Below are 24,282 nucleotides of genomic sequence, written 5' to 3'. Positions count from 1 at the left end.
TTTTCTTTCTCAGATTCCGACGATTAGATAACTCAGCGACTATTTTCTTTGTATAGTCAGGTGCAGAATTCAAAGACTGCTTGCGCGGATATCGTAAATCGTCATTTGTTTCTTCGATGATTTCGTTTCTGAATACGAACATATAAGCTCCCGAAACAGGCCGCTTAGCGGCCCTGTGTTTCATCGAACAGAAAGAGATTCAGGCCCACGCTCTACCTGAGCGCCAGGCACTTTGTTTAAAAGCTCCTCTGGCACCTGTTCACCTTTTTCGCGTAAATCTTCAATGGCTTTTAACGCATCAGTCAGGATCTGTTTAATTTTATCCTTCTGTATGTCGTGAATAACATCTGTTCTGGACTCCACAAATTCATCAGGAATTAAATCTTCGTCGACAATCTTTAAAGATATCGACCCTTTTTTAACTGAATAGGTATGAAGGGTTGATTTAAACTGCTTACGGCCAGAGGCTTGCAAACACTCAAGTAAATATGTGCGAAGACTTCCGGCCTGACGTTGCCAGTGTTTTGCTCTTTCGGTCAAACGGGCTGCTTCTTTCTTACAGGCTTCCTGTTTAGCTTCGAAATCTTTAATAACTGACATCGTGGCATCAAATTTGTCTTCAATCATGCCTTCGATACCTTCAAGGGTATCAGCAAGGGTTTGCGCATCAATATCGCCGCTATCGCCGAGAGCAAGAACTTTGCTAATTTCGTTTGCTAAATCAATAGTGCGGTTGCTCATGCTTTTTCCTCCAGCTTAGAAAGACACTCGCCTTTAATATCTTCCAGGCGGCGTAAACGGCCCTCCAGATATTTGACGTATTCTTTATCGTTAATATCTTTGGCGGCTTTTAAGTGAATGCTCACGGCTCGCGTCAGGCTGCTCGCAATTTTTGAGACTTCATTTTGAGAGACAGCTTTACGCATGGTTTCAACGTTCTGTTTAAACCGCTCGTCAAGTTCTTCACGGATGCGCGTTGAATCATCAGCTCTGTCAGTGGCATCCTTCAGACCATGTTCAATAACGCTTTCGGCCCTGTATACAGCATCGTCATACAGACCCAGCCAAACATCGGCGCAGAAGCCCAGGCCGGAAAGACATTTTTTGATCGCGTCGGTCAGCGATTTTTTATGAACTTCGGTATCGCACTGAATACCGTGCTTAGTTGACTGTCGATAAGGGGTAGAGCCGAAGTTCTCAACGATCCCTTTCTTGCCGTCTTTGATGTACCAAAGATGGATTTTGATGTAGTGGTTCAGCTCGAACAATAACGAACCATCTGCATCGCGCAGGATGCGCTTTCCGACAAATTTTGTACCTTCGAAGATTTTCTCTGTAAGCGGTGCGCCTTCGATCATCTTGTCTTCAACGATTTCCCAGCCCCAGCCAATACCAACGGGACCGAATTTTTCGGTGGCTCGCATGATCATGTATTGCGAGTTGATAGCGGTTCCACCAAACCCGATATCACTCATATCTTTCGTGTAACGCGGATTAGTGCGCATCACGTCTTTCCACATGGAAAGGTTTTCGCTGTCGCCCAGCTCTTTCTCCAGCTCGTCAGCACGGAGAGTGAATGTTGGTTCTTCACTCTTTACCGCTGGTGCTGCTGGTGCTGCTGGTGCTGTAGATCCAGCTGTATCTGATACAGGAGTCTCTGGGAGATTTTCCTGAGAGGTTCCTGAAGGCTGCTGTTCAGACATGAGCCCATCAATGGAGAATCGACCCGCGCCGTGATTGGTAATTTCAGGCTCATTACCTGCGCCTGAGTTATCAGCAGGGGCCGCAGGGGCTTCGTATGTGCCGTTTTTACGCGCTAAATATTCGTCCTGGCTAATTTCCTTTCCACCATCAGCCAGCGCTTTTTCGAGCCCTGGAAGCTTGTTAGCGCGTCCTACTTTCACACCATCTGCAAAGAGGTAATAGAACGGACCCGTACGCTCTACCTGTGGCGCAGTTTCCAGCGGCCCCGCTGCTGACCCGTCTGCATTGTGTTCCGGTGCCACTGCGCCAGCCTTTGACGCTGCATCGTCCAGTGGGCCAGTTGTGCCCGTTTTGTTCTGTTCGGTCTCATTGCTTTTTCCCTCTTCGGTTTTCGATGTGCCACAGGCGATGGCCAGCATTTCAGCGGACGGGTTGGCGTGGTCAGTTTCGGTAAACGTGCGGTTGATATGTGCCTGAATAGAGCCGGCAGTTTTGTCGATATCTTCAGGCGAGATTTTCACGCTGTAGATAATCTGGACGGTTGAGTATTCGTAAATGCCAATCGTCGCGCTCATTGCTGCAAACCATGCAGGGAAGGGTTTCTCTTTCAGCTTGATGATGTCGCGGGCACGATTAACAATGCTCGCCGGAGGATTGAGGATGTCGAAATCCATCGCCTTAGAAACCAGGCCTAGGGCAATATTGCGCTTTAAAGATTCTTCATCCTGAAGGTGAATAGGAGCCGGATTTTGCACACGGATTTTTTCAGCCGCGGCTTTCTCGCGAGCGATATCCACCACCGATTTTGACGAACCGGTTTGTTTGCGCTCTCCATCCTGCCTTTTTTGCCAGGCTGCAATTTCTTTCTGGATCTCAGGCCATTTCGCAGAGTGATCGCACTTGGCACCGACCCAGCCGATGACGTGCTGAATGCGCTCGGGGTACATATTGGCGATTTCAGGCATCTTGCTGATAGCCTCAACAACATGACCTTCGAAAGTGTTCGCCTCGTCCTGGGTAAGTTCCAGCGCGGCAGGGAGATCCGCTTTAGTGATCTCGGTAGAGTCGTACTTCACCAGAACGGCAATTTTGGTAACGGTGGAGAGCTTGTCGAAATTGACCTTTTCAGCCTGTCGTTTCACAGGGTGGCCGACGTCTTCAGGCCAGTCGTATTCGTAAAGGAATTCTTCATTCCATGTTCCGCGAGAAGGACGACCAGGAACATCTGGAGTGTCTTCACACACAAGGATTTTAAATGCTGCATCCTGAGCATGTTCATACTCTTCCAGGAAGATAAAGTTCGCTTTAGCTTTAGCGCGTTCAATATCCTTAGCATTGAAGGCGGTAGCGACACGCTTAATACCTGCCTTTTCTGATTCTTCATCGGGGAAATATCCTGCGATGAAAATTCTCTGGTCAGTCATTGTTATCTCCTTCTTTTACGGATTCAAAAGTTTCGGTTAATTTCTTTAAAACGTTGTCGGGCAAAACATGCTCAAGGTTTTTGCGGTCGCAGAGTTTCACCTGACCGATTGCAAAAATGATTAAATCCTCAGTGGATAAATAACCATTCGCCACTAAATCCATGACCATCTTTTTCATTGCGCTGGGGGCAATGCTGATAACTGCTTCCTCGCCGTTAACGAGGGCTAATTTCTTAAACACCAGAGTAATATCCATCTGCATACCTCTATTTATCAGGCTGACCACTAACTAATGGTCACTCGGATAAATGCCCCGCCTTAACGGGGCTGAATAAATCAGAGTGATTTAGCTCGCTTGGCGATATCCGCCAGCAGTAACAGAGGCAGAAGCTGAGTAATAGAAGGTTGAACATTTTCAGTTTCAGCGATAGATATCAGTTTGAGCTTGAAGCCGGTACGGTTATTGAAAAGAGCTTTCGCCGCGCAGCTCGCACAGCACGCTTCCTTCAGTTCGCCTTCAGCCGTGAAAGGAGTAACGAAGGTGCGCTTATCAGAATCGCGGTCGATGGTATTGAAAGCGATATAACCCAGCTGTTCATCGCCGCAGGTTAAAGACAGCACTTTACAATTATCGGTAGAAACTAACAGCTTAGTATTGAATGCTACGGTAAATTCGTGGTTCATATTTAACTCCAGAAAAGTGTGTGGGAATCCCTGCCATAATTAATGGCATACGTACTGATTTTGTTTAACTAAATGTCGTCGTCTTTATCTTCTGTGAATAACCTGTAGCCAAAAATAACAATTAGATAAAAGACGACAGCTAAGGGCGCATAAGCCTTTAAAAACAATTTTATGATTTGCCAGTCCACTGAATATCCTTTGGGTAATTGCCTAGAGGTTCGCCCCTGGCATCCAACAGAACATCTACGAAGCAATCTTTTAAACACTTACTCCCGCGTAAAGTTGAAATAACGAGTTTGCCGCGGGTGTTTGCTCCTGCTTTCCAGGTTAGCCCTTCATGCCTGATTAACATTCCAGGGCGAATACATGAACGAATTACTTCTTGGGTGCCGTAGTGTTGTCCAGTCATTAAATTTTTCCTTCATTTCTATCAACCTGAAAAAAAGTGATTGCGGTTGATAAAGACCAGTAATTCTCTTCGAGATATTTTTTCGCTGTTGCCCTGTCTTGGCCTGTCAGGGCAATAAATAAATCGGTTAATTCGTTATTGCTCAAGGCTCAGGCCTCGGAGACAACCATCACACCGTCTGAATATGAAAGAGTGCGTGAAGGCATGGAGGTAAACAAAACATCGCTCTCGACAGGCTGGTAACCTTCCATATCGGTATTGCGGAAACCTGCCTTAAACCATTCCCCGTTTTTGCTGGTACGGATAAACCGAACATCGCATGAGTTATCCAGAGCAAGCTGTACGCCGTCATTACGCTGGAAGATGGAGCAGGTCACTGGAGCTGCATATTGTTCCGCATCAATTCGCAGGGCTTCAGCGTGAGCCTCTTCGATCATCGTGCGGCGGGTGAAGTAGTCACAACCAGCCCAAAACAGACTCCAGCGATTGGTCAGCCAGTCAAAGCGGCGGTTGTCTTCATGAGCGGAAATCTCGATACCTACCAAGACGTCTTCAACATCCAGAGGCCAGCAGTGATCAATAAAGGCGTTCCATTGCAGCGCTTCGGCGTGACAAGCTTCAACAAGTTCAGGCAGATCATCGCGTTCCATGATGGTGTTTTGAAGGCTAGCCATTACTGAACAATGACGACGGCGATCTGTCTCTGCGTTCATTTCGAGCGCTTCGGCGTGAATGGAGTCCATATCCAGGATGGTGATATTGCAGTTGTCAGGGTAAGAAGTACCCCCGCCGATTTCAAAGCTGATATGGGTTTCTTTGCTGCCTGTCAGTGAACCCATAACGCCAGATACTTTCAGCTCGCCGCCGTAGGACTGATTTACGAAGATATCGCCCACTTTCAGGTCACAAGCCTTGATGATTTTTACTTTCTTTGCCGGAGCTACTGGCTCGCCTGTCAGCGGGTCTTTACCTTCTGCAATGTTATCCAGCTGTGCAGCCATACGCAGCATATCGGCGGCGAGCTGAGCGCGACGGGTGTAGCGTGGTTCAGTGGTGAAGCCTTCCATCTTTGCCGCCTGACAAGCCTGGTTCCAGCGCTGAACGATAAACTTGATAGTGCCGGACACGCTGTTAGCCAGTGATGCGCATTCGCGCGCGGTGTTTGCCAGGTCAACAACTTTTTGCTTGCTCATTCCCATTCTCCTTTGGTTGCCCTTAAGCCAGGCTGGCTGAACGTTTTGCTGATAACACTGTGCGTGTTTCGATGTGGAAAGGTTAGCCATAGCTAACAATTATATCAAGAGAAAATTGTTCGCTATAGCTAACATTTTAGGCGTGAGAAGGTATCTCTTTGTTTTTTAGAGCTTTATTTTTTTTGAGTGCGGCGTCGGGCTATAAGCATTTCTTCGAAGAGTTTATTGAAGTTCTCAACCCTACCTCTCATTTCACCCAAAAGAGCTTCTTGCTCAGACTCAGGCAGGGCATTGAAGAGATCTAATAACTCAGTTTGACGTTCATCGAGAGGGGCATCGGTGAGAACTGGAGGCTCAGGAGTCCGGCTGTCATCGCCGAAGAGAATCCATGTGGGTGTGCATTGAAGAACCTTAGTTAGTGCAAAGAGGTTTTTACCTGTCGGTTCGCTATCATCTCTTTCCCATTGTGAAACGGAGACATGCGAAATTTTCAACGCTTTAGCTAGAGTGCGCTGAGTAAATTTTAGTTCTTTGCGACGCGCTCTGATCCGCTCGCCAATCGTAAGGTTTGTCATATCCATAGTTAGCTAATGCTAAATCTTATTGACTACGTTTTTGTTAACTTCTATCTTGTTAGCTATGGCTAACATTTGGGAATGATTAATGTATACGAAAGATGCGCTCCATTTTTTTGGAACAAAAACAAATCTGGCTCGTGCTGCTGGAGTAAGAATTTCCTCTCTGTACAAATGGGGGGATCTGGTTCCAGAAGGACGAGCAACGCGATTACAAACGGCATCGGGCGGGGAATTACAGTATGACCCAGCTATTTATGATGCTCATGCTAAAGCAAAGCGAAACGGAAAACTGAAGCATGAAAATCACTCCAACGGTTGAACAAATATCCGCTGGCGTTGAGTCATGGGCGCAGGAGGCTGGCTGGAAAACAGTAGGCGTTCGCTTCGCTGATGAATATCAACGCAGGGGGGGCGGAAAACTAATACCACCAGCTACGGACGAGCAGGGCATACGCAACGCTAAACAACGCGTAAAGCGCATCTTCAGCTTAGGTGGGCCTCGTTACGTCAAGATGGCAGCAGAGCTATCAGACGTCGCTTTGCGAGCCATGCCAACACGCAAGCGCATAGAGCTGGAAGAACCTCATTCGCCTGAACTGGCTAAAGCGAAAGTCATGGAGTCGTTCGGTGCGGCTATGTCGGCTGTTGCGGTCAGATGCCCCACAGCAATAGTGAAGCTGAACAGGCTTATCGACGAGCTTCAGGCGTTGATTCCAATAGCAGAATTACTGATGTCAGTTTGAGTGGCGGGATCACCCGTAATGATTTCGCAGGAGTAGCAGTATGAGTATGTCCTTGATGGTTCAGGCCATGAAAGCAAGGGTGGGAAATCCTCTCCGTAAGCTGGTGCTGATTAAGCTCGCAGATAACGCCAGTGATACGGGGGAATGTTGGCCGGCAGTGGCAACGATAGCGTATGAATGCGAGATATCTTCTCGCTCAGTTCAGACACATATCCGGCAACTCGTGAAGGATGGATTTGTTCGTGTTGAAGAGCGAAGAGATTCAAGCGGCGTTAATCGATCCAATATCTATCACCTGACCTTTAACAATGAGGGTGAAAATCCTGCACCCTATCAGAAACAGGCTCAAAAGCAGGGTGCAGGAGCTGCACCCTATGGTGAAAATGGTGCAGGGTGGGAGGGTGAAGGAGCTGCACCCCCTGGTGCAAATGGTGCAGGGGGGGAGGGTGCAGGAGATTCACCCAGAATCAGTCAGTTATTAGATCCAGTCAAAGAACCTAAAACCCCCCTTAATCCCCCCAAGGGGAATTTGGCGAAAACTAAATTTGATCCTCTCGCGGTTGAACTTCCTGATTGGCTCTCCTGCGCGTTATGGGTTGAGTGGGTGGAGTATCGCAAGGCATTGCGTAAGCCGATAAAAACTCCTCAGGGTGCTAAAGGCTCGATCAGGGAGCTGGAGAGATATCGAAGCCAGGGCATTCCGCCTGAAGTGGTCATTCGTCACAGCATCGCTCGGGAGTATCAGGGGTTATACCCGCCAAACAATTTCAACATGGCTCAGACGAGCCGACCTGACATTACCAGCGTTTCAAAACCAGATAGCTCAATTCCTGACGGCTTTATGGGGTGAACATGCGCGATATGGCTGACGTGTTAAAACGGCTTCAGAAAATTGTCCCTGCCGGAGTACAGCCGAAGTTCTCCAGTGCTGAGGAGCTTATGGCATGGCAACAGGAAGAGGCGCGAAAGCACTCAGAAAAGCTGAACCAGGAGAACAGCCGTACCAGGTTAGAAAAGACATTCGGGCGCTCGGGCATTCGTGAACGTTATCAAAACTGCACGTTCAAAAATTATTCGGTAGAGAATAATGGCCAGCGCAAAGCGTTGTCATTTGCAAAGTCCTGGCTGAACAATTTCGGATCCGGTTGCGCTTGTTTTGTTTTCAGTGGCAGCCCTGGAACGGGTAAAAACCATCTTGCTGCAGCGATAGGAAATGCACTCCTGGCTCAGCACAAAAGCGTTCTGATCATTACCGTTGCTGATCTTATGACCGAGTTCAAAGCAGGGTTTAGTGGTGGTAAAACAGAGGCCCAACTAATGGAGCAGATGTCGCGCGTCGATTTGCTTGTTCTCGATGAAGTTGGCGTTCAGATGTACTCACAATACGAAAAGGTCATATTGCATCAGGTTATTGATCGACGTACGGCGATGCTAAAACCGGTTGGGATTCTGACCAACCTGAAGGAAGCGGCATTGACTCAGGCCATAGGTGAGAGGGCACTTGATCGCCTTAGGATGGGGGGTGGTTTGTGGGTTAATTTTGACTGGAGAAGCTTTCGAGCCAGCAGCACAACTTATAGTCATAAATAAACTAAGAATGTTACTATTAAAACGGCTTTGAAAGATTTTCTTTGCTGGTTAATCCTGAGAGTGATAAATCTCAGGATTATTGGTAGGAATATTTACTCTATTTTATATATTCCATAAGGTTCATAATCATTCGTCCTTGTAATGAAAGTGTCGTGTAAGTGATTTGCGCGAAAGCTTTGATCGCTTCATCAAAGTCATCAGCAAGAGAAAAAGGTTTGTTTATATTTGGCTTTTCATCAACAATGGTTTGAGGAAAACTGCACTTGTTGATTATAGGGTCGATATAGAAACATGCTTTTCCATCTAAAGAAAGAATAAAACTATGTCTAAATCGATGGTCAATACCATTAGTATTGTAATGATTATCTATTTCATTTGCTAAGTTTGATGTGTCACCTGTGATCTTATTACAAATTAGAAATGTATAAGCGTGATTACTGTAATGTTCCCTGTCATAGGTTGTGTGATTTTGCCCCGTAGATTCTTTGCTTATTTCATAGCTTATCTGTTTGATTTTGGAAAGCTTTGTCAGTGCTTCGAATAAAGCTCCTTTAGTCAGGTTTGATTTGACTTCTCCTATACCTTTAATACAATCGGTCGGAAAAAATTGGTTGTGATTATCGTCCTGAAGTAAGGGGGTAAGTTCTTTATCATATAAAATAATATCACACTGTGTACTTATACTGTTCGTAGGTGATACAATAAATCCATTTGAAATTCCAATATATCCAGGTATGAATGCTCTTAAGAAGTCAGCAGTTACATTTTCCCTGAATCGACCAAATTCAGCGGCGTGAAAGGTTTTGTTTTCGCTGTTGAAATATAGATCGATCGAATCTTCAGCAAAAACTGATTTGAATCTACTTGCTTTGTGTTTAAGTATTTTTTTTATTATGTTTTTGTCCATGAGATTCTCCTTTAGAAGCAAATATCTTGAAAAAGATTATGTAATTGTAAAATCTAAGTAAACATAGAATGCCAGGTTCTTTGCATGATAAATATTTCAAAAATTGTAGTATAAGTAAAGCGAAGAATGCGAGCACGTGCATCATAAACATTTTATAAATGAACCTTGCAAGATAACATAAAAAACTTCAGCGGCATGAAGGGAACATTGCATCATTTTTTTTAGTAAATTTTAAAAAATAACCTACTAAATAAAGTAGGTGTATAATCCTCTCAGATTCGCAGCAGGGAATAAAATATCTTTATAATACAGATGGTTATGGCTAAATAGTTCATAGGTTAGGCTTTCAATGAGATTGTTTAACTTTGGTCAATAAAGAACTTCAAAATCTGGAATTATATACTGTATGGGTATACAGTAATATTGTCTTGTGAGTTTAACGGAAGTTTACGAAACCAGCTTTTTGTTTGTGCTTTTAGACAATTACAAGTCAGGACATGCAAGGAAGATTAAGGGATAACCTCAGAGATAACAGGAGATAAGCGAGTGTACATTCCAGATCATTTAATATTGGGTATACACGACAGCACCAGGCCACTGGTTATTCGCAGAAATCGTGATGGTTCCTTTAAAGATGGGTTTGTAATGCGTCCTGACGAGTTTGTAACTAGCCTGACTCTGATCGATGAGGCGCGCAAACTTGTTGCGCCTGATGAGCGTCAAGGAGATGACGACTGATACGTTTATGATTTATAATAGTTATCGGGTCTGAACAACCCTGCTGAAACACTGTGCCACCGGAGAGAACGATGGCACAGGTTATACAACTCTTTAAATCTTCACCCACCACACTGACCACGGCTACGCCCGAGGCCAGCGACTTTTTGCAACGCATCAAAATCGGCGTGTGGCTTAACTGCGACGTTAAGCAAGCCCGAAATTACCTCTTCCATAAGCGCTTCTTCGCGCTGCTCAATCTTGGGTTCGAATACTGGACACCCACAGGCGGGGCGATTACTCCCGCAGAAAAAGAATACCTTCACGGTTACGTGCGTTACCTGATCTCGATGGCCGGCAATGACGATCTCCTTTTAGAAACTGAGAAGGTTTACAACGAAACCCACGGGCAGTGGCGAACGAAAGAAGCTGCAATCACCAAATCGTTCGAAGCCTTCAGAAAGTGGGCCGTTGTTGAGGCTGGTTTCTTCGATACCTTCATCCTCCCTGATAACACTATTCGCCGAGAGGCAAAATCGATCTCGTTTTCCAACATGACGGAGGCCGAATTTTTCCAGGTCTACAAAGCAGTTTTTAACGTCCTGTGGAACACCATTCTTTTTAAAAAATTCCGAAACTATCTGGAAGCCGACAACGTAGCCATGCAGCTGCTGGAGTTCGCAGCATGAAGAGAAAACCGAACTTGCGAAAAGCGGCCAAGGGAAGGGAGTGCACAGTTCGCATTCCTGGCATCTGCAACCACGATCCAGAAACCTCATGCCTGGCACATTACCGGCTCGCGGGAACGTGTGGCACAGGATGCAAACCTGATGATGAACAAGGCGCTATTTCCTGCAACGCCTGTCATGACGTGATCGACGGTCGCGTTAAAACCAAAGAATACACCTATGAAGACCTTCGGCTTATGCACGCTGAAGGCATTCTTCGCACACAAAAAATCTGGCGAGATGAGGGGGTACGATGAACGCGCAGCAATTGGAATATGTACGCATTCAACTACGCGCTGCGCTGGTCGATGACTCAGGCGGCACCAAAGGGCAACTGGAGGCATTCGCAGAGCATCCACCAGCTGATAAGAACAGAAACCCGCGCCAGCAACTACACGTTGTGGAACTTGATAACGGGCGCGGCGGTGTACGTCGCGTTAAAGCTGAAAATAGCGCTCTTTACGTCCTGGAGACGCGCAGTCGTCGCCGCCCGATGCCTCCGATGAAAGATGGGGCTTTCTCTTCGTGCGAATGGCGTAGAGCCGTTCTGTTACTACCTAAACAACAACAGGCGTGGATCCGGTACTGTTACGGATTTGATTTGAAATATTCCCTTCAGGTAACTATCTGCGAATATGTCTGGAATAGCTTTCAGGATTACCATGTCAAAAGACCTCTCCAGTCACGTATCATTAAAGACATGATCAAGCTGGTCTGGATCTCTGTGCAGGATGTGGCGGCCAAGAGAAAAAACGAGACTTACAAGGAGTACGCGGGTAGTGCGCTGGCAAGTATGATTAATGTTTCAAGGCAAACATGGAGCAAGTCTAGAGCTAAAAAGTGGGAAACCTTAAAACTGGTTTCGGAGCGTCTTGATGAAGCTGCAATAAAAGCTGTCTGGGAAAATTACAGTTCGCTTATGCCTGAGGACATACAAGATTGAAAGGTTGACAAAAAAGGCCTAATTTCGTCTAATATTTATATACTGCCAGAGTTGTAATCACCCGCCAAAGTGCGGGTTTTTTTATATCGAAGAATCGGTGTTTTTATGGAGCAATTTGAAGCTGAACTTAATGCGCTGTTTGAAGGTGGGAACTATGTTGAACACCACACTCATGTGGCCATACTTCGTTTTACCACATTGTTTTCATTTTTTGAGGCAAAGATTTGCAATTTTGAAGGAAAGCAGAAGCTCTCTGAAGAGTATGCACTAAAATTATTGGCTCATGGATTTGATGATTTTGAATGCATTGAGCGTGTTTATAGCTATTGCTTTAATCGTTACCTCCACGAGAACGAAGTGACAGATGATTTCTTATCACTATGCGGTTGTGAGCGATGGAGGCAAAGGCCTGCAACTTCGGCCGGACTTCAAACAACAATAACTTCTATTCTAAAACTAACGGAACCACAGACTGAACAACAATTGATGGTATGTCTCTTTTTCTGCTTCCGACTCCGGAACAATTTGTTCCATGGGCCAAAGTGGAATCACAACATTAATGACCAGGTAGATAATCTTCACCAAGCCTCAGATCTAATCTACTCGATTTTGCGTGCCACAAAAGGCACCCTTTGGAACTTGATAGAGTGATTCATCAGGAAAGCACATTACGCCGTCCAACTAACCTGGGGTGGTTTGTTGGGTAGTGTGCTCCCCTGAAAAAAAATCCTAAACACCCGTTGCGCTAAATAATTTGTCAGCTAACTTTAAATGGCAACCTCTGGATGGAATGCCTTATTAGTTGTGATGAATCCCCCTAGCGGCGGGGCGAAAACAGCAAGTCTGAAAGCGATATAAACGCGGGAACTGGTGGCTGACCATGTTTCCATCGGGAGGCACCCGACATCACGCTCGATGCTTCCCTTTGCTCCTGGTGGAGGCCTGTTCGTCCGAACGGGCTATTTTTTTTGCCTGATTGTTCCTCTTGTTGAGGCGTGCCGTTAGGTGGTATGCCCCCCAGATATTCTGGTAAAATACCTCCTTTCCTAAGGGAGGACGTTATGGCTTGGATGGGTGTACCATTTCCGTTTCACTTCGTTAATGGAGCTGAAGCGATCGTCATCGATAAACTGCCTGAAATTGCTCTTAACACCCCATTTGCTTGGGAAACTATTATCAGCTCATTCATAGCTGGCGCCATACCGGCACTTATTGCCTGGAAAGCCCTAAGCAAAAATTTTGAAATAGCTAGGTTTCAAATGCGAATGACTGAACAGAAGGATATGGCTGACAAACTTAGGCTTGCAGCTTTAGATTTTGTTTCTTCTGTTGATAAAATTGCACAGCTAAGTCATAGACTAATCAACACCCCGGGCATAAGTATTGATTCGCTTGCAAAAGGCAAATTTCCTGATTATTACCAAGAAGCATTAAACGATGCTCAAAGGTCAATGAGGAATCTTCATTTTTTGATCAGGCCAGACGAGGCAGGGATGAAGTTATTGTCTTATTTGCCCTCTCTTCAGCAATCGCTAAAACCTTTTTTCACCTTTGAAAATTTGACAGGTCAAGAAGCGTTACTTTTGAAAGAAAAAATTGACGATTTTATTTTTCATTTTCATGAGTACATAAATACTTTCCGTGAATAGTTCAAACAACCACTCAAAACCGCCTAACGGCGGTTTTTTTATGCCTGCAATTTGGGAGGAATCATGCAGAACTTCACCCCGCCAGGGGGCTGGGGTCCAGTACTTCATTTTTTACATGAGAACAGGCTGGCATTGCAGGGCGCTTTGACTGCGTTCTTTATAGCCTTGCTTTTTTCATTGTGGGACGGGGTAGCCTGGCGCCGCTCATTCACTGCTGGGTTTATCTGCGGATTCGTCGCACTTGCAGTGGTGAGCTTTTTTGAACAGTTGGGCGTATCAGACATGGACTGGTCTTTCGTTATCGGTGCCGCTGTCGGTGGTGCTGGTGTAGACCGCTGCCGTTCTCTAATTAATGCGGCTGTGACGTTATTTGCAAGCAAGAAGGGTATTAACGATGACAAACAACTTTAAGTTTTCCCAGCGCAGCGAAAACAATCTCAAAGGGGTGAAGCCACAGCTGGTAGCCGTGGTTCGCCGTGCTCTTGAATTGTCCTCTGTGGATTTCGGTATCACTGAAGGTCTTCGCAATCAGGAACGCCAGAAACAGCTCTACGCTGAGGGTAAAAGTCAGACCATGAACAGCCGACATCTCACCGGAGAAGCCGTTGATGTTGTGGCTTACGTAGGCGGAACTGTTTCGTGGGATTTCCCGCTTTACCGGAAAATTTCTGAAGCCTTCAAACAGGCCGCGCAGGAGCTAAACACACCAGTGGAATGGGGCGGCGATTGGAAAACGCTTGTGGACGGTCCGCATTTTCAGCTTAAGCGATGAAGCGCGATGATCAGAAGGCATTGGATACACATACTACTAGGTCATTGCTCTCAGCCAGAGGATATACTTTTTTGTGATACAGGTGGTCAAATTCCCTAAATGAAGTAAAATGCTGTGCGCTATAATTCAGCGACGGCTGTTGTGGGGGAAGTTATGAGAGATCAAGACGTTAGAGCTGCTGTGCACCATAAACTTCTTAAAGAATCTCACTTAGATCCTGAATGTCTTGTGATCGATGAGTTTTCTATATCACTTGGTGCCAGCAGGGCAGATATAGCAGTAGTTAACGGCGTACTTCATGGATACGAACTCAAAAGCGAATTTGATTCTTTGGAGAGATTGCCGTTACAAATCAAACACTATTCTGCTGTTATGGACAAGGTTACTCTTGTAGTAGCTGAGAAGCATTTGGACGGAGCTCTTAAATTAATTCCTGACTGGTGGGGAGTTAAAACCGTATCAGTGGGGCCCAAAGGAGCAATCCTCATCAAGCACAAACGTGGCGAAAGGCTCAATCGAAACTTTGACTCATTAATGCTCGCTCAGTTGTTGTGGAAGGATGAGTGTATTGACGTTCTGGAGCGTTGGGGCTGCTCAAAAGGTTTTAAGAGCAAGCCCCGTTATGAGTTGTGGAATGTTGTCGCGGATACTCTTTCCGCTTCAGATCTCCGATTTGAAGTCAGAACAGCTTTAAAGAAGCGAGTCGATTGGAAGGTTAGGGTCTAGCCGGTAACGACTGTGCCAAGATATTTAACTGCCTAACTACTAAAGTAAGGTGGTGCGTATGGGCTACCTTCCGCCATTCCTTGGAGCCACCTGATCTATTAGTTCCTGCAGCCCTGTCAAAGATGTATTGGTCTCCCCAGCTAAAACCTGGACCAAACACTTGATAATCAGCCGAATTGACAAGTGTCGTACACAGAGCTTTAGTTTGGCTCCAACCATTTCCCTTAACGGCTGTACCTTTAACAAAAATCCATGAAATGTCATTGGAGTATCTGACTGCAACATACTGTGACATAAACCGAGGGTCAACACTCGTTATGGTAGCACTTGCTGTTGGGTAATCACTGAAACATGGGATTCTGCCCTCAGATGCGTTCTGAGCAACATATAACCAAAGCTCGTACTCATGCCGTGGAATATGGTGAATCACATGCTGAGGAATGCCCGTTTGCGAACTAGGATAGGAAGTTGAAGATAGGATTAATGATCTCCATGGCGCTTGTCCCGCTAGACCATTGATAATCCCTAAGGCCTGTTGTTTTAAACTATCGTTAGCATTCTGTATGTCTCCATAGTCAACAATGATGTCAATCATGTGAGGCGGAAGGTTCAAATGGTTAAGCAGTTGTGCAAACAAATGCCAGGTTTGAGGACTGATTGATATCGCGATGCCATTAGATATGTTTCGTTGAACAGCATGTATGTAGTTTGCAGTGGAAGCTGGAGACACAACCGGTACGATTTCCTTTCCGTTAGCTCTGGCATCGCTTACGCACATATCCAAAGGATGATGACGACTCGAACCATGCTGATCTAAATACTTCAGGTCTAACAATACCGGACGGTTAGGGGTCCATGCTGTCGCTAGATTAGCGCCGAAGTCGGATAAATAACCGGTTAAAGTTTTTTTATAACAGTCGTTTTCGTAGTCCCAGTCAATATCGAGAATGGTAATGATGGGAGTAATGCCAGAGATGGTAGTCTGATCTAACTGCATCAGAGATTCATACTCAGCAGGTTTCCATTTTAGCTGTGGATAGTAATGATGAAGACTCATTAAAGTTCCTTAATGTCTTTTTAAAAATTTAAATTTAAGAGTGCCTTGCAAGATTTTTATACATCCTGACACGCAAGGAAAAAAGTGAGCTAAATCAAAGTTTTCATAGTTGCTCTCGATGGGGTTGAAATAGTGTTCCATTTATGTATTTTTAAGTAAAGTTTCTTAAGGAGTAAGAGTTTTCCTTACTGCAGGGGTTAGCGTGCCGAGGAAAAAAAGTACTTATTTGAGTCATGTCTCACAAGAAAACGAACGTAGTGAAGAACATTCTTACTATGAATTGTTCAGGCTGGAGAAAGAGAAGTACGTGACCCTATGCATTTGATGGGCGATGAGTTATGAAGTATCACTCACCGCCATCATGATAGGTTATTTATGTATGAACAGAGCACTAAGCATTACTAGCTGCTCTAAAATCTGACTGATGATAAGAAGTTTGCTCTCTGGCGTAACCAGCAAACCGAGCATCAAAAAAATCATTGTAATCGCGATAAAAATTTTCATCTTGTACTCCGTACATGAATTCCTTAGCGGAATTACCAAGGAGTACGCATTTACAGTTTTGAAAAATTCCGTATAAAAAGACCAACTTTTTGGTTGGGGTTCTTATTCCGACGTCGATGTAAAGGTATTTTCATGTCTAAACCGGACTGGGAGGCCATCCGACGCGAGTATGAAACTGATGGAGTATCAGCCCGAAAGTTAGCTGTGAAACACGGTATCAGTCATACAGCGATTAACCAGAAGTCAAAAGCTGAGGGGTGGCAAAAACCTGCCAGGAAACCCACAGGCCAAAAATCTTCCACAAAAAAAGTTTCCACAAAAAAAGTTTCCACTAAAAAAATGGAACCAAAAAAAGTGGAAACACCGAAGCTGGAAACTGGAAAGTCACAGCGTTTAAGTGATGAACGGGTATCAGATGCGGAAGCGGATAATGGGTCCGAAGATGTGGATGATCTCGGTTTTGAACCCAGAGATTTCGGGTTATCCGAACAACAGGCTCTTTTTGTCTTCTGGTATGTAAAAACAAAAAACAGAGTCGAGGCATACAAAAAAGCTGGTTACAAATGCACAGGTGATACTGCCTATGCAGCCGCCAGCCGGATGTATAGAAATGTTAAGGTTTCTCGTGCCATCAACGCTCTGGCTAAACGGATGCGCCAGCGTTACACCGCTGACCTTGATGAAATCGTGGATCAGCTGGTGGCGATAACCCGCGCTGATCCGAATCTTGTTTCTCAGTACAGACGTGTTAACTGTCGTTTCTGCTGGGGGGAAGAAAATAAATATCAGTGGCGTGACGAAAACGAGTATGAAGTTGCAGCTATAAAGGCGTCCGAAAACGGAAAGCCACCGCCTGAGGATGGCGGTACTGATTTCATTGATAACGCCGACCCGAATCCTGATTGCCCTCGCTGTCAGGGTGAAGGCAAGGGGCAGATGATTATCAACGATACCCGCGACCTTGAAGGCGATGAGCTGATGTATTACCTCGGCGTGAAGCAGACCAAAAATGGTCTGGAGGTACTCACCGAAAGTAAGCAAGCCGCTCGCGCCGCCCTGATTCGAATCCTTGAAATTAAGGAGGCGAACAAACCCGCCGTGCCGGTAGTTCCTGAAGAGGATTACCAGCTTCAACCGTTAAATACTGATGAGCCAACACCTGACAATCCAATCCTTTAGTCAGGCCGTCACACTTACACCGAAACAAGCAAATATCTTCGCCTGGGGCTGGCAACGTTCAGCGCGTTTTCGTGACGCTGTGTGTGGCCGTCGCTTCGGTAAAACGTTCCTGGGTAAAGCTGAGATGCGCAGAGCTGCAAGGCTCGCGATGAAGTGGAACGTCAGTATTGAGGATGAAATCTGGTACTGCGCACCCACGCAGAAACAGGCAAAGCGTGTTTTCTGGCGGCGACTTAAACAATCCATCCCACCACACTGGAGGGCGGCCAAGCCAAACGAGACTGAACTATCAATCACGCTGGTTAGCGGTCATATCCTCCGGTGCGTGGGCCTGAATAACTATGATGACCTGCGCGGTTCTGGTCTTTTCTTCGTTCTGATTGATGAATGGGCTGACTGTCCGTATGAGGCATGGGAAGAAGTTCTTCGCCCGATGCTCTCAACCTGTCGTTACACCATCGACTGGGTGACATACATCGGAGGTCACGCGCTTCGTATTGGTACGCCAAAAGGATTTAACCACTGTTACGACACCTGGTTTGCGGGTCAGGAGGGAAGGGAGCCGGACCATAAGAGCTGGCTTTATACTTCTGTTGATGGTGGAAACGTCCCGCCTGAAGAATTGGAAGCTGCCAGGCGGAAAATGGACCCGCGCACTTTCCGGCAGGAATACCTGGCCTCCTTTGAAAACTATCAGGGCGTTATTTATTACTGCTTTGACAGGCGCGAAAACCACACCGATGAAACAGCGCAGCGTGGCGACGTTCTTCATATCGGGATGGACTTCAACGTTGGGAAAATGGCCGCGGTGGTTTACGTCATGCGTGATGGTCTGCCGCGTGCTGTTGATGAGTTCATGGATGTTTTCGACACGCCAGCGATGATCGAGGCGATTCAGAAAAAATACTCCAGCGAAAATCATCAAATAAAAATTTATCCGGATGCCTCGGGGAAAAATCGAAAATCCTCTGATGCGAGTAACTCAGATATCGCTTTGCTTGAGAAGGCGGGTTTTGAGGTATGCGTGAATAACGCTAACCCTGCGGTGAAGGACCGTATCAACGCTGTAAATGCGATGCTCTGTAATACCTATGGCGAACGCCGATTACTGGTCAACACGCGCACCTGTCCTAAGTTTACGCAGTGCCTTGAGCGTCAGATTTATAACGACCAGGGCGAACCGGATAAAAAAGGTGGATTTGACCACGCCAATGACGGGGGCGGCTATCCAATCGCGTACCTGTTCCCAATCAAAGAGAAAGTTTACGAAATTGAACTGGAAACCACATTCTGATGGCAAACAACGACATTACTTTTGTCAGGCCTGAGCAGAAAGCGGCCTGTGCGCTTTGGACAAAAATCCGCGATGTCTGCAAAGGGGCGGAAGCGATAAAAAGCAAAGGGGGGGAATATCTTCCCCTTCTTGATCCCGGCGACCGTTCAGCGAAAGCCAAACAGCGAAATCAAGATTACCGTGACAGGGCCGTTTTTTACCCCATTACCGGCAATACAAAAATCGGTCTGCTGGGTATGGCCTACCGAAAAGATCCCACGATGACCGCTCCGGCAAAACTGGAATACCTGAAAACCAATTCGGACGGTGGCGGAGTAAGTATCTATCAGCTGTCGCAACTGGTACTGGAGGACATTCTTGAAACGGCCCGCCACGGTCTCTATGTGGATTACGCCAAAGAAAGCGATCAGGCCATCATTCTGCGATACACGCCGGAAAACATTATCAACTGGAGAACTGAGCGCATTAACGGGCGCAACCAGTTGGTGCTGGTGGTGCTGCGTGAGGTGATAGAAGAGAAGGACGGCTACGGATTCAGGGAGCTTACACAGTATCGGGAGTTGGCTCTAATCAATGGCCGATTTGTTTGTCGCGTCTGGCGGTCAAAAGCAGAGAATGGCGGCGGGGTGTTTACGGTTGATGCTGAGTATAACCCGAAGCCTAAAGGGAAGGATTTCTGGGATGAAATTCCTTTCACGTTTGTCGGTGCACAAAACAATGATGAGACTATCGACGATCCCCCGCTGGCCACACTGGCAGAAATTAATCTGGGCCACTACCGGAACAGTGCAGATTACGAAGACAGTGTCTGGTTCTGCGGTCAGGTTCAGCCATATATGTCTGGTCTTGATAAAGACTGGCGAGACTTTTTACAGAAGTCAGGCGTTAAGGTCGGTTCACGTAATCCTCTTTTGCTCCCCGAAAACGGCGTTTTTGGTTATGCACAGGCTCAACCAAATATGCTTGCAAAAGAGGCTATGGACAGTAAGCGTGATTACATGGTCCAGCTTGGAGCAAGACTCATCGAGCAAAACAGCGCCACAAAGACAGCAACACAGGCTAGTGGTGAACAGTCTGCTGCAACATCAGTCCTGAGTATTTGCGTATCGAACGTGTCAGAGGCTTTCAGTAAGGCGTTGGCTTGGTGCGCGAAATATCTCGGCGTGACAGATGAAAAAGCGGATTACACCATCAACCAGGAGTTTATCGCTAGGGTGGCAGATTCCGGGATGGTGGCCGTTCTGGTCAGTGCCTGGCAGTCAGGCGCTATCCGTGACAGTGACCTGGTGCGCGTGCTCCAAAAGCTGGACATCATTGATCCGGCTGACAGCGTGGACGAGGTGATCGACGCGCTGCGCAACGCGAACCCTACATTGCTGGATAAGTGATATGGCCACCGTAAACGAGCAGCTACGTGATGAGGTCATTTCACACGCAATCGGTATAAATCGCTTCGGCACCGGAATAGCAAACAGGATGCTGAAAATCCTCAACGCCAGTGACGCTGATATCAGTGCAAAACTGATTGTGGCGTTGGAAACCCTTTCCCCTGAAAGTTTCACCGTGAGGCGGCTTGAATCACTTCTTGGGGATGTTCGTTCGCTAAACCGCCAGGCGGTTGACTCCATGTTTTCTGCAATGTCGGGTGAGCTGCGTGCGCTGGCAGGGTATGAGGCGGGCTATCAAATCAGCCTGTTCGATTCTCTCCTGCCGGATATCGTTCTGAAGCGTTACCCGTTGCAGGGCATCACGGCGGATATGGTTTACGCCGCCACCATGTCACAGCCTTTTCAGGGGCGTTTACTGTCGGAGTGGGCCGAGGGTCTGGAAACCGACAGGATGACCCGCATCGTCAATGCTGTTCGTCATGGTTATCTACAGGGGGAAACGACTGAGGCCATCGCCCGAAGGGTGAGAGGCCACGCTAACAAAGGCTATAAAGACGGTGCGCTGCAGATGAGCAGGGCAAACGCCACCAGTATCGTAAAATCAGCGGTCAACCATCTCGCAGCAACGGCGCGACACAGCTTCGCAAAAGCGAACAGTGACGTTATCGAGTGTAAGCAGTGGCTTTCAACGCTCGATAATAAAACCACGCCCCTTTGCATGATCCGCGACCGCAGAAAATACACGCTGGAAAATAAACCGATAGGGCACAAGGTGCCTTATTTGCAGGGGCCAGGCCGAATTCATTTTTGTTGCCGCTCAACCGAAACGCTGGTGGTGAAATCATGGCGCCAGCTTGGTATTGATGTTGATGAAATGGACGCAGGAACCCGCGCCAGTATGGACGGACAAGTACCGGCCGGCATTACCTATAACGACTGGTTACTCAGTCAGTCATTTACCCGACAGGTTCAAGTGCTGGGTGAAACCCGCGCAAGGCTCATTCGTGACGGCGGTATGCGCCCAGATGAGTTCTACACCGATAAAGGGGAATGGCTCACGCTTGAACAGCTCCGCGAATACGACAGCAAGGCTTTCGAGGCCGCGGGGCTGTAAATCATCAGGTCGCTTATGCGGCCTTTTTTATTGGGCGAAGCTCTGAATAATCCCGAGGGGAATTTATGTTAATCCGAAATATGCTTCTGAAATATTACGCTCCTGAGAATGGCGGTAGCGGCAATGGTGGCGGTGGTAACAACGTCGAGATCACGCCTGAAATTCAGCAACTGATTGACGAGCGTATTGCTCAGGAAACAGCAGGATTAAAAAACAAAAATCACGAGCTTCTCGGCACAATCCGGGAACAAAAAGATAGCCTGGCCCGCTTTGACGGTATTGACCCGGATGCGGTGAAAACCATCCTCCAGCGTTTTTCTGACGACGAAGAAGCGAAGCTGATCGCCGAAGGGAAAATTGACCAGGTTCTGGAAAAACGCACTGAGCGTTTTCGCGCCGATAGCGATAAACAAATCAAAGCGGCGGTAGAGCGTGCGGAAAAAGCAGAAGGCTTTGCCAACAAGTTCCGCGACCGCGTTCTGGCTGATGCAATCCGCGAAGCGGGGCTGAAGGCCGGGGCGCTGCCTACCGCGTCAGATGATTTGATCCTCCGCGCTCGTGGCACGTTTAAGGTGAATGACGAGGGTGACGCTGTCGCCGTTGATTCTGATGGCAATGCCATTCTCGGCAAGGACGGCAAAACGCCGCTGAGCCCGATTGAATGGGCTGAGTCACTCAAAGATACCGCGCCGCATCTCTTCCCGGCCGCTGAAGGTACGGGGGGCGGTGGACATAAACAGGGTGGAGGTGGTGGAAGTCTGAAGCGCTCAGAAATGACGTCTCAGGAAAAAACTGACTATATCCGCAAGCATGGCCAGCAGGCTTTTCTCAAACTCCCGAAATAAAGGATTCTCTCCATGACCATAACTGTAAACTCTGACCTGATTATTTATAACGACCTGGCGCAGACCGCTTTCCTTGAGCGTCGCCAGGATAATTTGCAGGTTTTCAACGAAGCCTCAAACGGTGCCATTGTTCTGGATAACGAACTGATCGAAGGTGATTTCCGTAAACGTGCGTTCTACAAAGTCGGCGGCAGCATCGAAACCCGCAACGTTAACTCAACCGAAACGGTAGAAGGCAAAAAAATCGGTGCTGGCGAAGCAGTATCGGTAAAAGCGCCGTGGAAATATGGCCCGTACCACACCACTGAAGAAGCGTTTAAACGCCGCGGCCGCTCGGTTGACGAGTTCTCTGAAGTGGTTGGCGTTGACGTGGCAGACGCTGCGCTTGAAGGCTACGTGAAATATGGCCTCAAGGCGCTGATCGCTGCAATCGGCGGTAATGCTGACATGGTGGTTACCGCCGATATTGAAACTGACGGTAAGCGTACCCTTACTCGTGGGCTGCGTAAGTACGGCGACAAATTTAACCGCGTCGCACTGTTTGTCATGCACTCCGCTACCTATTTCGACATCGTGGATGAGGCTATCGCCAACAAAATCCACGAAGAGGCGGGTGTGGTAGTATACGGTGGTCAGCCAGGCACGCTGGGTAAGCCGGTTCTTGTCACTGACTCTATGGATGTTGATGCCATTCTGGGGCTGGTTCAGGGCGCGGTGTATGTCACCGAGTCACAGGCTCCGGGGTTCCGCTCCTACGACATCAACGATCAGGAAAACCTTGCAGTAGGCTTCCGCGCAGAAGGTACGGTGAATGTTGAGCTTCTCGGCTACAGCTGGGATGAATCGAAAGGCGATAAAAACCCGAGCCTGGAAAAAATCGGCACGGAAGGTAACTGGAAAAAACATTTCACCTCCAACAAATCCACTGCGGGCGTGCTGATCAAACTCACTGGCACCGAAACTGTAGAACAGCCCGTAAAGTAAGCCTGTCAGCGGATAAAACCTCCGTCACCGCTGACGGTAATGATTCCGTAACCTTCTCCGTTAAAGTCACCAAAGATGATGCGCCCGTTTCGGGTGCGACTATCTTGTGGGCGTCGTCTGGCGGGGTGCTCAGTTCGGAATCAACTTCGACGGGTTCTGCTGGAGGCTCAACGGTAAAACTGACCTCGGAAGAGGCCGGAGAATTTACCGTGACCGCCACGGTTGATGGCGTGGGCGTCACGTCAGAAAAAATCGCCTTTGCACCAACAGGTGCGTAATCAGCAGGGGGCTTGTCCCCCTAAATTTTATGGTGAGACATGATTGATACCAATATCACCTCTCCTGATTTCAACAGCTACGCCAGCGAAGCCGACTTACAGAAATATGCGACCGCGCGTGATCTGACGCTGCCGGAAAATGTTCACGCGATTCTTCTTAAGGCTATGGATTATCTGGAAGGCCTGAGCTGGTACGGCATCCGTGCCAGCCCGTCACAGCCTCTGTGCTGGCCCCGTCTCGATATCGAATTTGACGGTCATCCGTTTCCGTCAGATCAGATCCCCCGTCAGGTTATTACCGCCCAGTGCATGCTGGCGGTTGAAGCGGTTGACGGTGAGCTTCTAGGTTCTTCACGTGAGGCTGCGGTGAAAACTGAGCGCGTGGAAGGAGCTGTGACGATGACTTACGCCGTGGCTGATGGTGAGGCCTTCGTTCCGTCTTATCCAGCCGTTGACGCGCTTCTGGCGGCGTTTATGGGCGGTCGCGGGTATGCCATTAACACTTTCTCGGAGCGTGGGTAATGCCTATTAATTATCAGCGTATACAGCAACGCTCTGACAGGCTGCTGCGTCAGAACGGCGCGGAATATCAGGTAACGCGTAAAGGCACGGTTTCGGTCATTGGTGGCGTTGAACATCAGACTGAAGATGTGACGTTTACCGCCTGGGGCGTAAGAACCGAATATGCCCCTGACGAGATTGACGGAAACAACATCCAGCGCGGTGATGTGAAAATCGTTTTCACGTCAGAAAAAATTATCGAAATTGGCGATCTGGTTAACGTTGACGGCAAACAACACAGGGTTATCAAACCTAATCCGGTTAAGCCCGCTTCACTGGTGATTTGCTATAAGTCACAGCTGAGGGCATAG

31 protein-coding genes are annotated in these 24,282 nt (G+C 47.3%); 21 read left to right on the top strand and 10 right to left on the bottom strand.

Annotated features, from left to right (window positions below; genetic code table 11):
- Positions 1 to 180: 180 nt before the first annotated feature.
- The 7 genes from PUP35_RS13405 to PUP35_RS13375 form a co-directional block, all read right to left on the bottom strand.
- Positions 181 to 741 carry a siphovirus Gp157 family protein gene (locus tag PUP35_RS13405; protein ID WP_274240159.1) on the bottom strand — a complete coding sequence of 187 codons (561 nt, stop codon included), beginning with the start codon at positions 739 to 741 and terminating at the stop codon, positions 181 to 183.
- Positions 738 to 3,128, bottom strand: a complete 2,391-nt coding sequence (locus tag PUP35_RS13400) for an exodeoxyribonuclease VIII (protein ID WP_274240156.1) — start codon at positions 3,126 to 3,128, stop codon at positions 738 to 740. The genes PUP35_RS13405 and PUP35_RS13400 overlap by 4 nt, the downstream gene beginning before the upstream one ends.
- A complete protein-coding gene (locus PUP35_RS13395) occupies positions 3,121 to 3,384 on the bottom strand; it encodes a hypothetical protein (protein ID WP_267589599.1) in 264 nt (87 codons plus the stop codon). The genes PUP35_RS13400 and PUP35_RS13395 overlap by 8 nt, the downstream gene beginning before the upstream one ends.
- A gap of 80 nt (positions 3,385 to 3,464) precedes the next feature.
- Complete coding sequence (locus PUP35_RS13390) at positions 3,465 to 3,812, bottom strand: hypothetical protein (RefSeq protein WP_274240151.1); 348 nt, start codon at positions 3,810 to 3,812, stop codon at positions 3,465 to 3,467.
- A gap of 408 nt (positions 3,813 to 4,220) precedes the next feature.
- Positions 4,221 to 4,367, bottom strand: a complete 147-nt coding sequence (locus PUP35_RS13385) for a ubiquitin-associated-like domain-containing protein (protein ID WP_262810745.1) — start codon at positions 4,365 to 4,367, stop codon at positions 4,221 to 4,223.
- A 3-nt stretch (positions 4,368 to 4,370) separates the two neighbouring features.
- Positions 4,371 to 5,414 (bottom strand): hypothetical protein, encoded by a 1,044-nt coding sequence (locus PUP35_RS13380; protein WP_274240148.1) that lies wholly within the window; start codon positions 5,412 to 5,414, stop codon positions 4,371 to 4,373.
- 173 nt (positions 5,415 to 5,587) lie between these two features.
- Entirely contained in the window at positions 5,588 to 5,989 is a 402-nt protein-coding gene (locus PUP35_RS13375; RefSeq protein ID WP_269836123.1) for a helix-turn-helix domain-containing protein, read from the bottom strand.
- An 88-nt stretch (positions 5,990 to 6,077) separates the two neighbouring features.
- Here PUP35_RS13375 and PUP35_RS13370 point away from each other — a divergent pair, with 88 nt between their 5' ends.
- Genes PUP35_RS13370 through PUP35_RS13355 form a run of 4 tightly spaced genes read left to right on the top strand, consistent with a single transcriptional unit; the run spans position 6,078 to position 8,325 of the window.
- Positions 6,078 to 6,311: a Cro/CI family transcriptional regulator gene (locus PUP35_RS13370; protein WP_274240145.1), complete on the top strand. Its 234-nt coding sequence runs from the start codon at positions 6,078 to 6,080 to the stop codon at positions 6,309 to 6,311.
- Entirely contained in the window at positions 6,289 to 6,735 is a 447-nt protein-coding gene (locus PUP35_RS13365; RefSeq protein WP_274240143.1) for a hypothetical protein, read from the top strand. The genes PUP35_RS13370 and PUP35_RS13365 overlap by 23 nt, the downstream gene beginning before the upstream one ends.
- A gap of 40 nt (positions 6,736 to 6,775) precedes the next feature.
- Entirely contained in the window at positions 6,776 to 7,585 is an 810-nt protein-coding gene (locus PUP35_RS13360) for a helix-turn-helix domain-containing protein (protein ID WP_274240141.1), read from the top strand.
- Positions 7,586 to 7,587: 2 nt separating this feature from the next.
- Positions 7,588 to 8,325, top strand: a complete 738-nt coding sequence (locus PUP35_RS13355; protein WP_274240139.1) for an ATP-binding protein — start codon at positions 7,588 to 7,590, stop codon at positions 8,323 to 8,325.
- Between the two features lie 97 nt (positions 8,326 to 8,422).
- Here the strand turns inward: PUP35_RS13355 and PUP35_RS13350 are convergent, their stop codons facing one another.
- Positions 8,423 to 9,232: a DUF6602 domain-containing protein gene (locus PUP35_RS13350; RefSeq protein WP_274240137.1), complete on the bottom strand. Its 810-nt coding sequence runs from the start codon at positions 9,230 to 9,232 to the stop codon at positions 8,423 to 8,425.
- An 809-nt stretch (positions 9,233 to 10,041) separates the two neighbouring features.
- Between PUP35_RS13350 and PUP35_RS13345 the strand changes: the two genes are divergently transcribed.
- The 8 genes from PUP35_RS13345 to PUP35_RS13310 all read left to right on the top strand — a co-directional run bounded on the left by PUP35_RS13345 (position 10,042) and on the right by PUP35_RS13310 (position 14,767).
- Positions 10,042 to 10,638: a DUF1367 family protein gene (locus PUP35_RS13345; RefSeq protein ID WP_274240135.1), complete on the top strand. Its 597-nt coding sequence runs from the start codon at positions 10,042 to 10,044 to the stop codon at positions 10,636 to 10,638.
- Positions 10,635 to 10,934, top strand: coding sequence for a DUF1364 domain-containing protein (locus tag PUP35_RS13340; RefSeq protein WP_274240133.1), 300 nt, complete (start codon positions 10,635 to 10,637; stop codon positions 10,932 to 10,934). The genes PUP35_RS13345 and PUP35_RS13340 overlap by 4 nt, the downstream gene beginning before the upstream one ends.
- Entirely contained in the window at positions 10,931 to 11,620 is a 690-nt protein-coding gene (locus tag PUP35_RS13335; protein WP_274240131.1) for a bacteriophage antitermination protein Q, read from the top strand. Before PUP35_RS13340 ends, PUP35_RS13335 begins: the two co-directional genes overlap by 4 nt.
- A 105-nt stretch (positions 11,621 to 11,725) precedes the next feature.
- Positions 11,726 to 12,271 carry a hypothetical protein gene (locus PUP35_RS13330; protein WP_274240129.1) on the top strand — a complete coding sequence of 182 codons (546 nt, stop codon included), beginning with the start codon at positions 11,726 to 11,728 and terminating at the stop codon, positions 12,269 to 12,271.
- 410 nt (positions 12,272 to 12,681) lie between these two features.
- Entirely contained in the window at positions 12,682 to 13,269 is a 588-nt protein-coding gene (locus PUP35_RS13325; RefSeq protein WP_274240128.1) for a hypothetical protein, read from the top strand.
- Between the two features lie 63 nt (positions 13,270 to 13,332).
- Positions 13,333 to 13,680: a phage holin family protein gene (locus tag PUP35_RS13320; protein WP_274240126.1), complete on the top strand. Its 348-nt coding sequence runs from the start codon at positions 13,333 to 13,335 to the stop codon at positions 13,678 to 13,680.
- Positions 13,664 to 14,041, top strand: coding sequence for a M15 family metallopeptidase (locus PUP35_RS13315; RefSeq protein ID WP_274240125.1), 378 nt, complete (start codon positions 13,664 to 13,666; stop codon positions 14,039 to 14,041). Before PUP35_RS13320 ends, PUP35_RS13315 begins: the two co-directional genes overlap by 17 nt.
- A 153-nt stretch (positions 14,042 to 14,194) precedes the next feature.
- Positions 14,195 to 14,767 carry a sce7726 family protein gene (locus PUP35_RS13310; RefSeq protein WP_262810727.1) on the top strand — a complete coding sequence of 191 codons (573 nt, stop codon included), beginning with the start codon at positions 14,195 to 14,197 and terminating at the stop codon, positions 14,765 to 14,767.
- Here the strand turns inward: PUP35_RS13310 and PUP35_RS13305 are convergent.
- Positions 14,757 to 15,824: a beta family protein gene (locus tag PUP35_RS13305; protein ID WP_274240122.1), complete on the bottom strand. Its 1,068-nt coding sequence runs from the start codon at positions 15,822 to 15,824 to the stop codon at positions 14,757 to 14,759. The genes PUP35_RS13310 and PUP35_RS13305 overlap by 11 nt on opposite strands.
- Positions 15,825 to 16,215: 391 nt before the next feature.
- Positions 16,216 to 16,344 carry a hypothetical protein gene (locus PUP35_RS13300; RefSeq protein WP_274240119.1) on the bottom strand — a complete coding sequence of 43 codons (129 nt, stop codon included), beginning with the start codon at positions 16,342 to 16,344 and terminating at the stop codon, positions 16,216 to 16,218.
- 116 nt (positions 16,345 to 16,460) lie between these two features.
- Between PUP35_RS13300 and PUP35_RS13295 the strand changes: the two genes are divergently transcribed.
- The 9 genes from PUP35_RS13295 to PUP35_RS13260 all read left to right on the top strand — a co-directional run bounded on the left by PUP35_RS13295 (position 16,461) and on the right by PUP35_RS13260 (position 24,282).
- Positions 16,461 to 17,507 (top strand): terminase small subunit, encoded by a 1,047-nt coding sequence (locus PUP35_RS13295; RefSeq protein WP_274240117.1) that lies wholly within the window; start codon positions 16,461 to 16,463, stop codon positions 17,505 to 17,507.
- A complete protein-coding gene (locus PUP35_RS13290; RefSeq protein WP_274240116.1) occupies positions 17,476 to 18,801 on the top strand; it encodes a phage terminase large subunit family protein in 1,326 nt (441 codons plus the stop codon). The genes PUP35_RS13295 and PUP35_RS13290 overlap by 32 nt, the downstream gene beginning before the upstream one ends.
- The gene (locus PUP35_RS13285) at positions 18,801 to 20,189 is read left to right on the top strand and encodes a DUF4055 domain-containing protein (RefSeq protein ID WP_063417858.1); all 1,389 of its coding nucleotides are present in this window, start codon (positions 18,801 to 18,803) and stop codon (positions 20,187 to 20,189) included. The genes PUP35_RS13290 and PUP35_RS13285 overlap by 1 nt, the downstream gene beginning before the upstream one ends.
- A gap of 1 nt (position 20,190) precedes the next feature.
- Positions 20,191 to 21,303 (top strand): hypothetical protein, encoded by a 1,113-nt coding sequence (locus tag PUP35_RS13280; RefSeq protein ID WP_274240112.1) that lies wholly within the window; start codon positions 20,191 to 20,193, stop codon positions 21,301 to 21,303.
- A gap of 65 nt (positions 21,304 to 21,368) precedes the next feature.
- Positions 21,369 to 22,148, top strand: coding sequence for a hypothetical protein (locus PUP35_RS13275; protein WP_274240110.1), 780 nt, complete (start codon positions 21,369 to 21,371; stop codon positions 22,146 to 22,148).
- Positions 22,149 to 22,160: 12 nt separating this feature from the next.
- Positions 22,161 to 23,132, top strand: a complete 972-nt coding sequence (locus tag PUP35_RS13270; protein WP_274240108.1) for a major capsid protein — start codon at positions 22,161 to 22,163, stop codon at positions 23,130 to 23,132.
- Positions 23,042 to 23,410, top strand: a complete 369-nt coding sequence (locus PUP35_RS22020; protein ID WP_368077508.1) for an Ig-like domain-containing protein — start codon at positions 23,042 to 23,044, stop codon at positions 23,408 to 23,410. Before PUP35_RS13270 ends, PUP35_RS22020 begins: the two co-directional genes overlap by 91 nt.
- A gap of 39 nt (positions 23,411 to 23,449) precedes the next feature.
- Complete coding sequence (locus PUP35_RS13265; protein ID WP_274240106.1) at positions 23,450 to 23,932, top strand: DnaT-like ssDNA-binding protein; 483 nt, start codon at positions 23,450 to 23,452, stop codon at positions 23,930 to 23,932.
- Entirely contained in the window at positions 23,932 to 24,282 is a 351-nt protein-coding gene (locus PUP35_RS13260) for a hypothetical protein (RefSeq protein ID WP_274240105.1), read from the top strand. The genes PUP35_RS13265 and PUP35_RS13260 overlap by 1 nt, the downstream gene beginning before the upstream one ends.

This window comes from Enterobacter sp. S-33 (assembly GCF_028735835.1).
Classification (GTDB): Bacteria; Pseudomonadota; Gammaproteobacteria; order Enterobacterales; family Enterobacteriaceae; genus Enterobacter; species Enterobacter vonholyi.
This window is presented reverse-complemented; position numbering and strand designations above follow the sequence as displayed.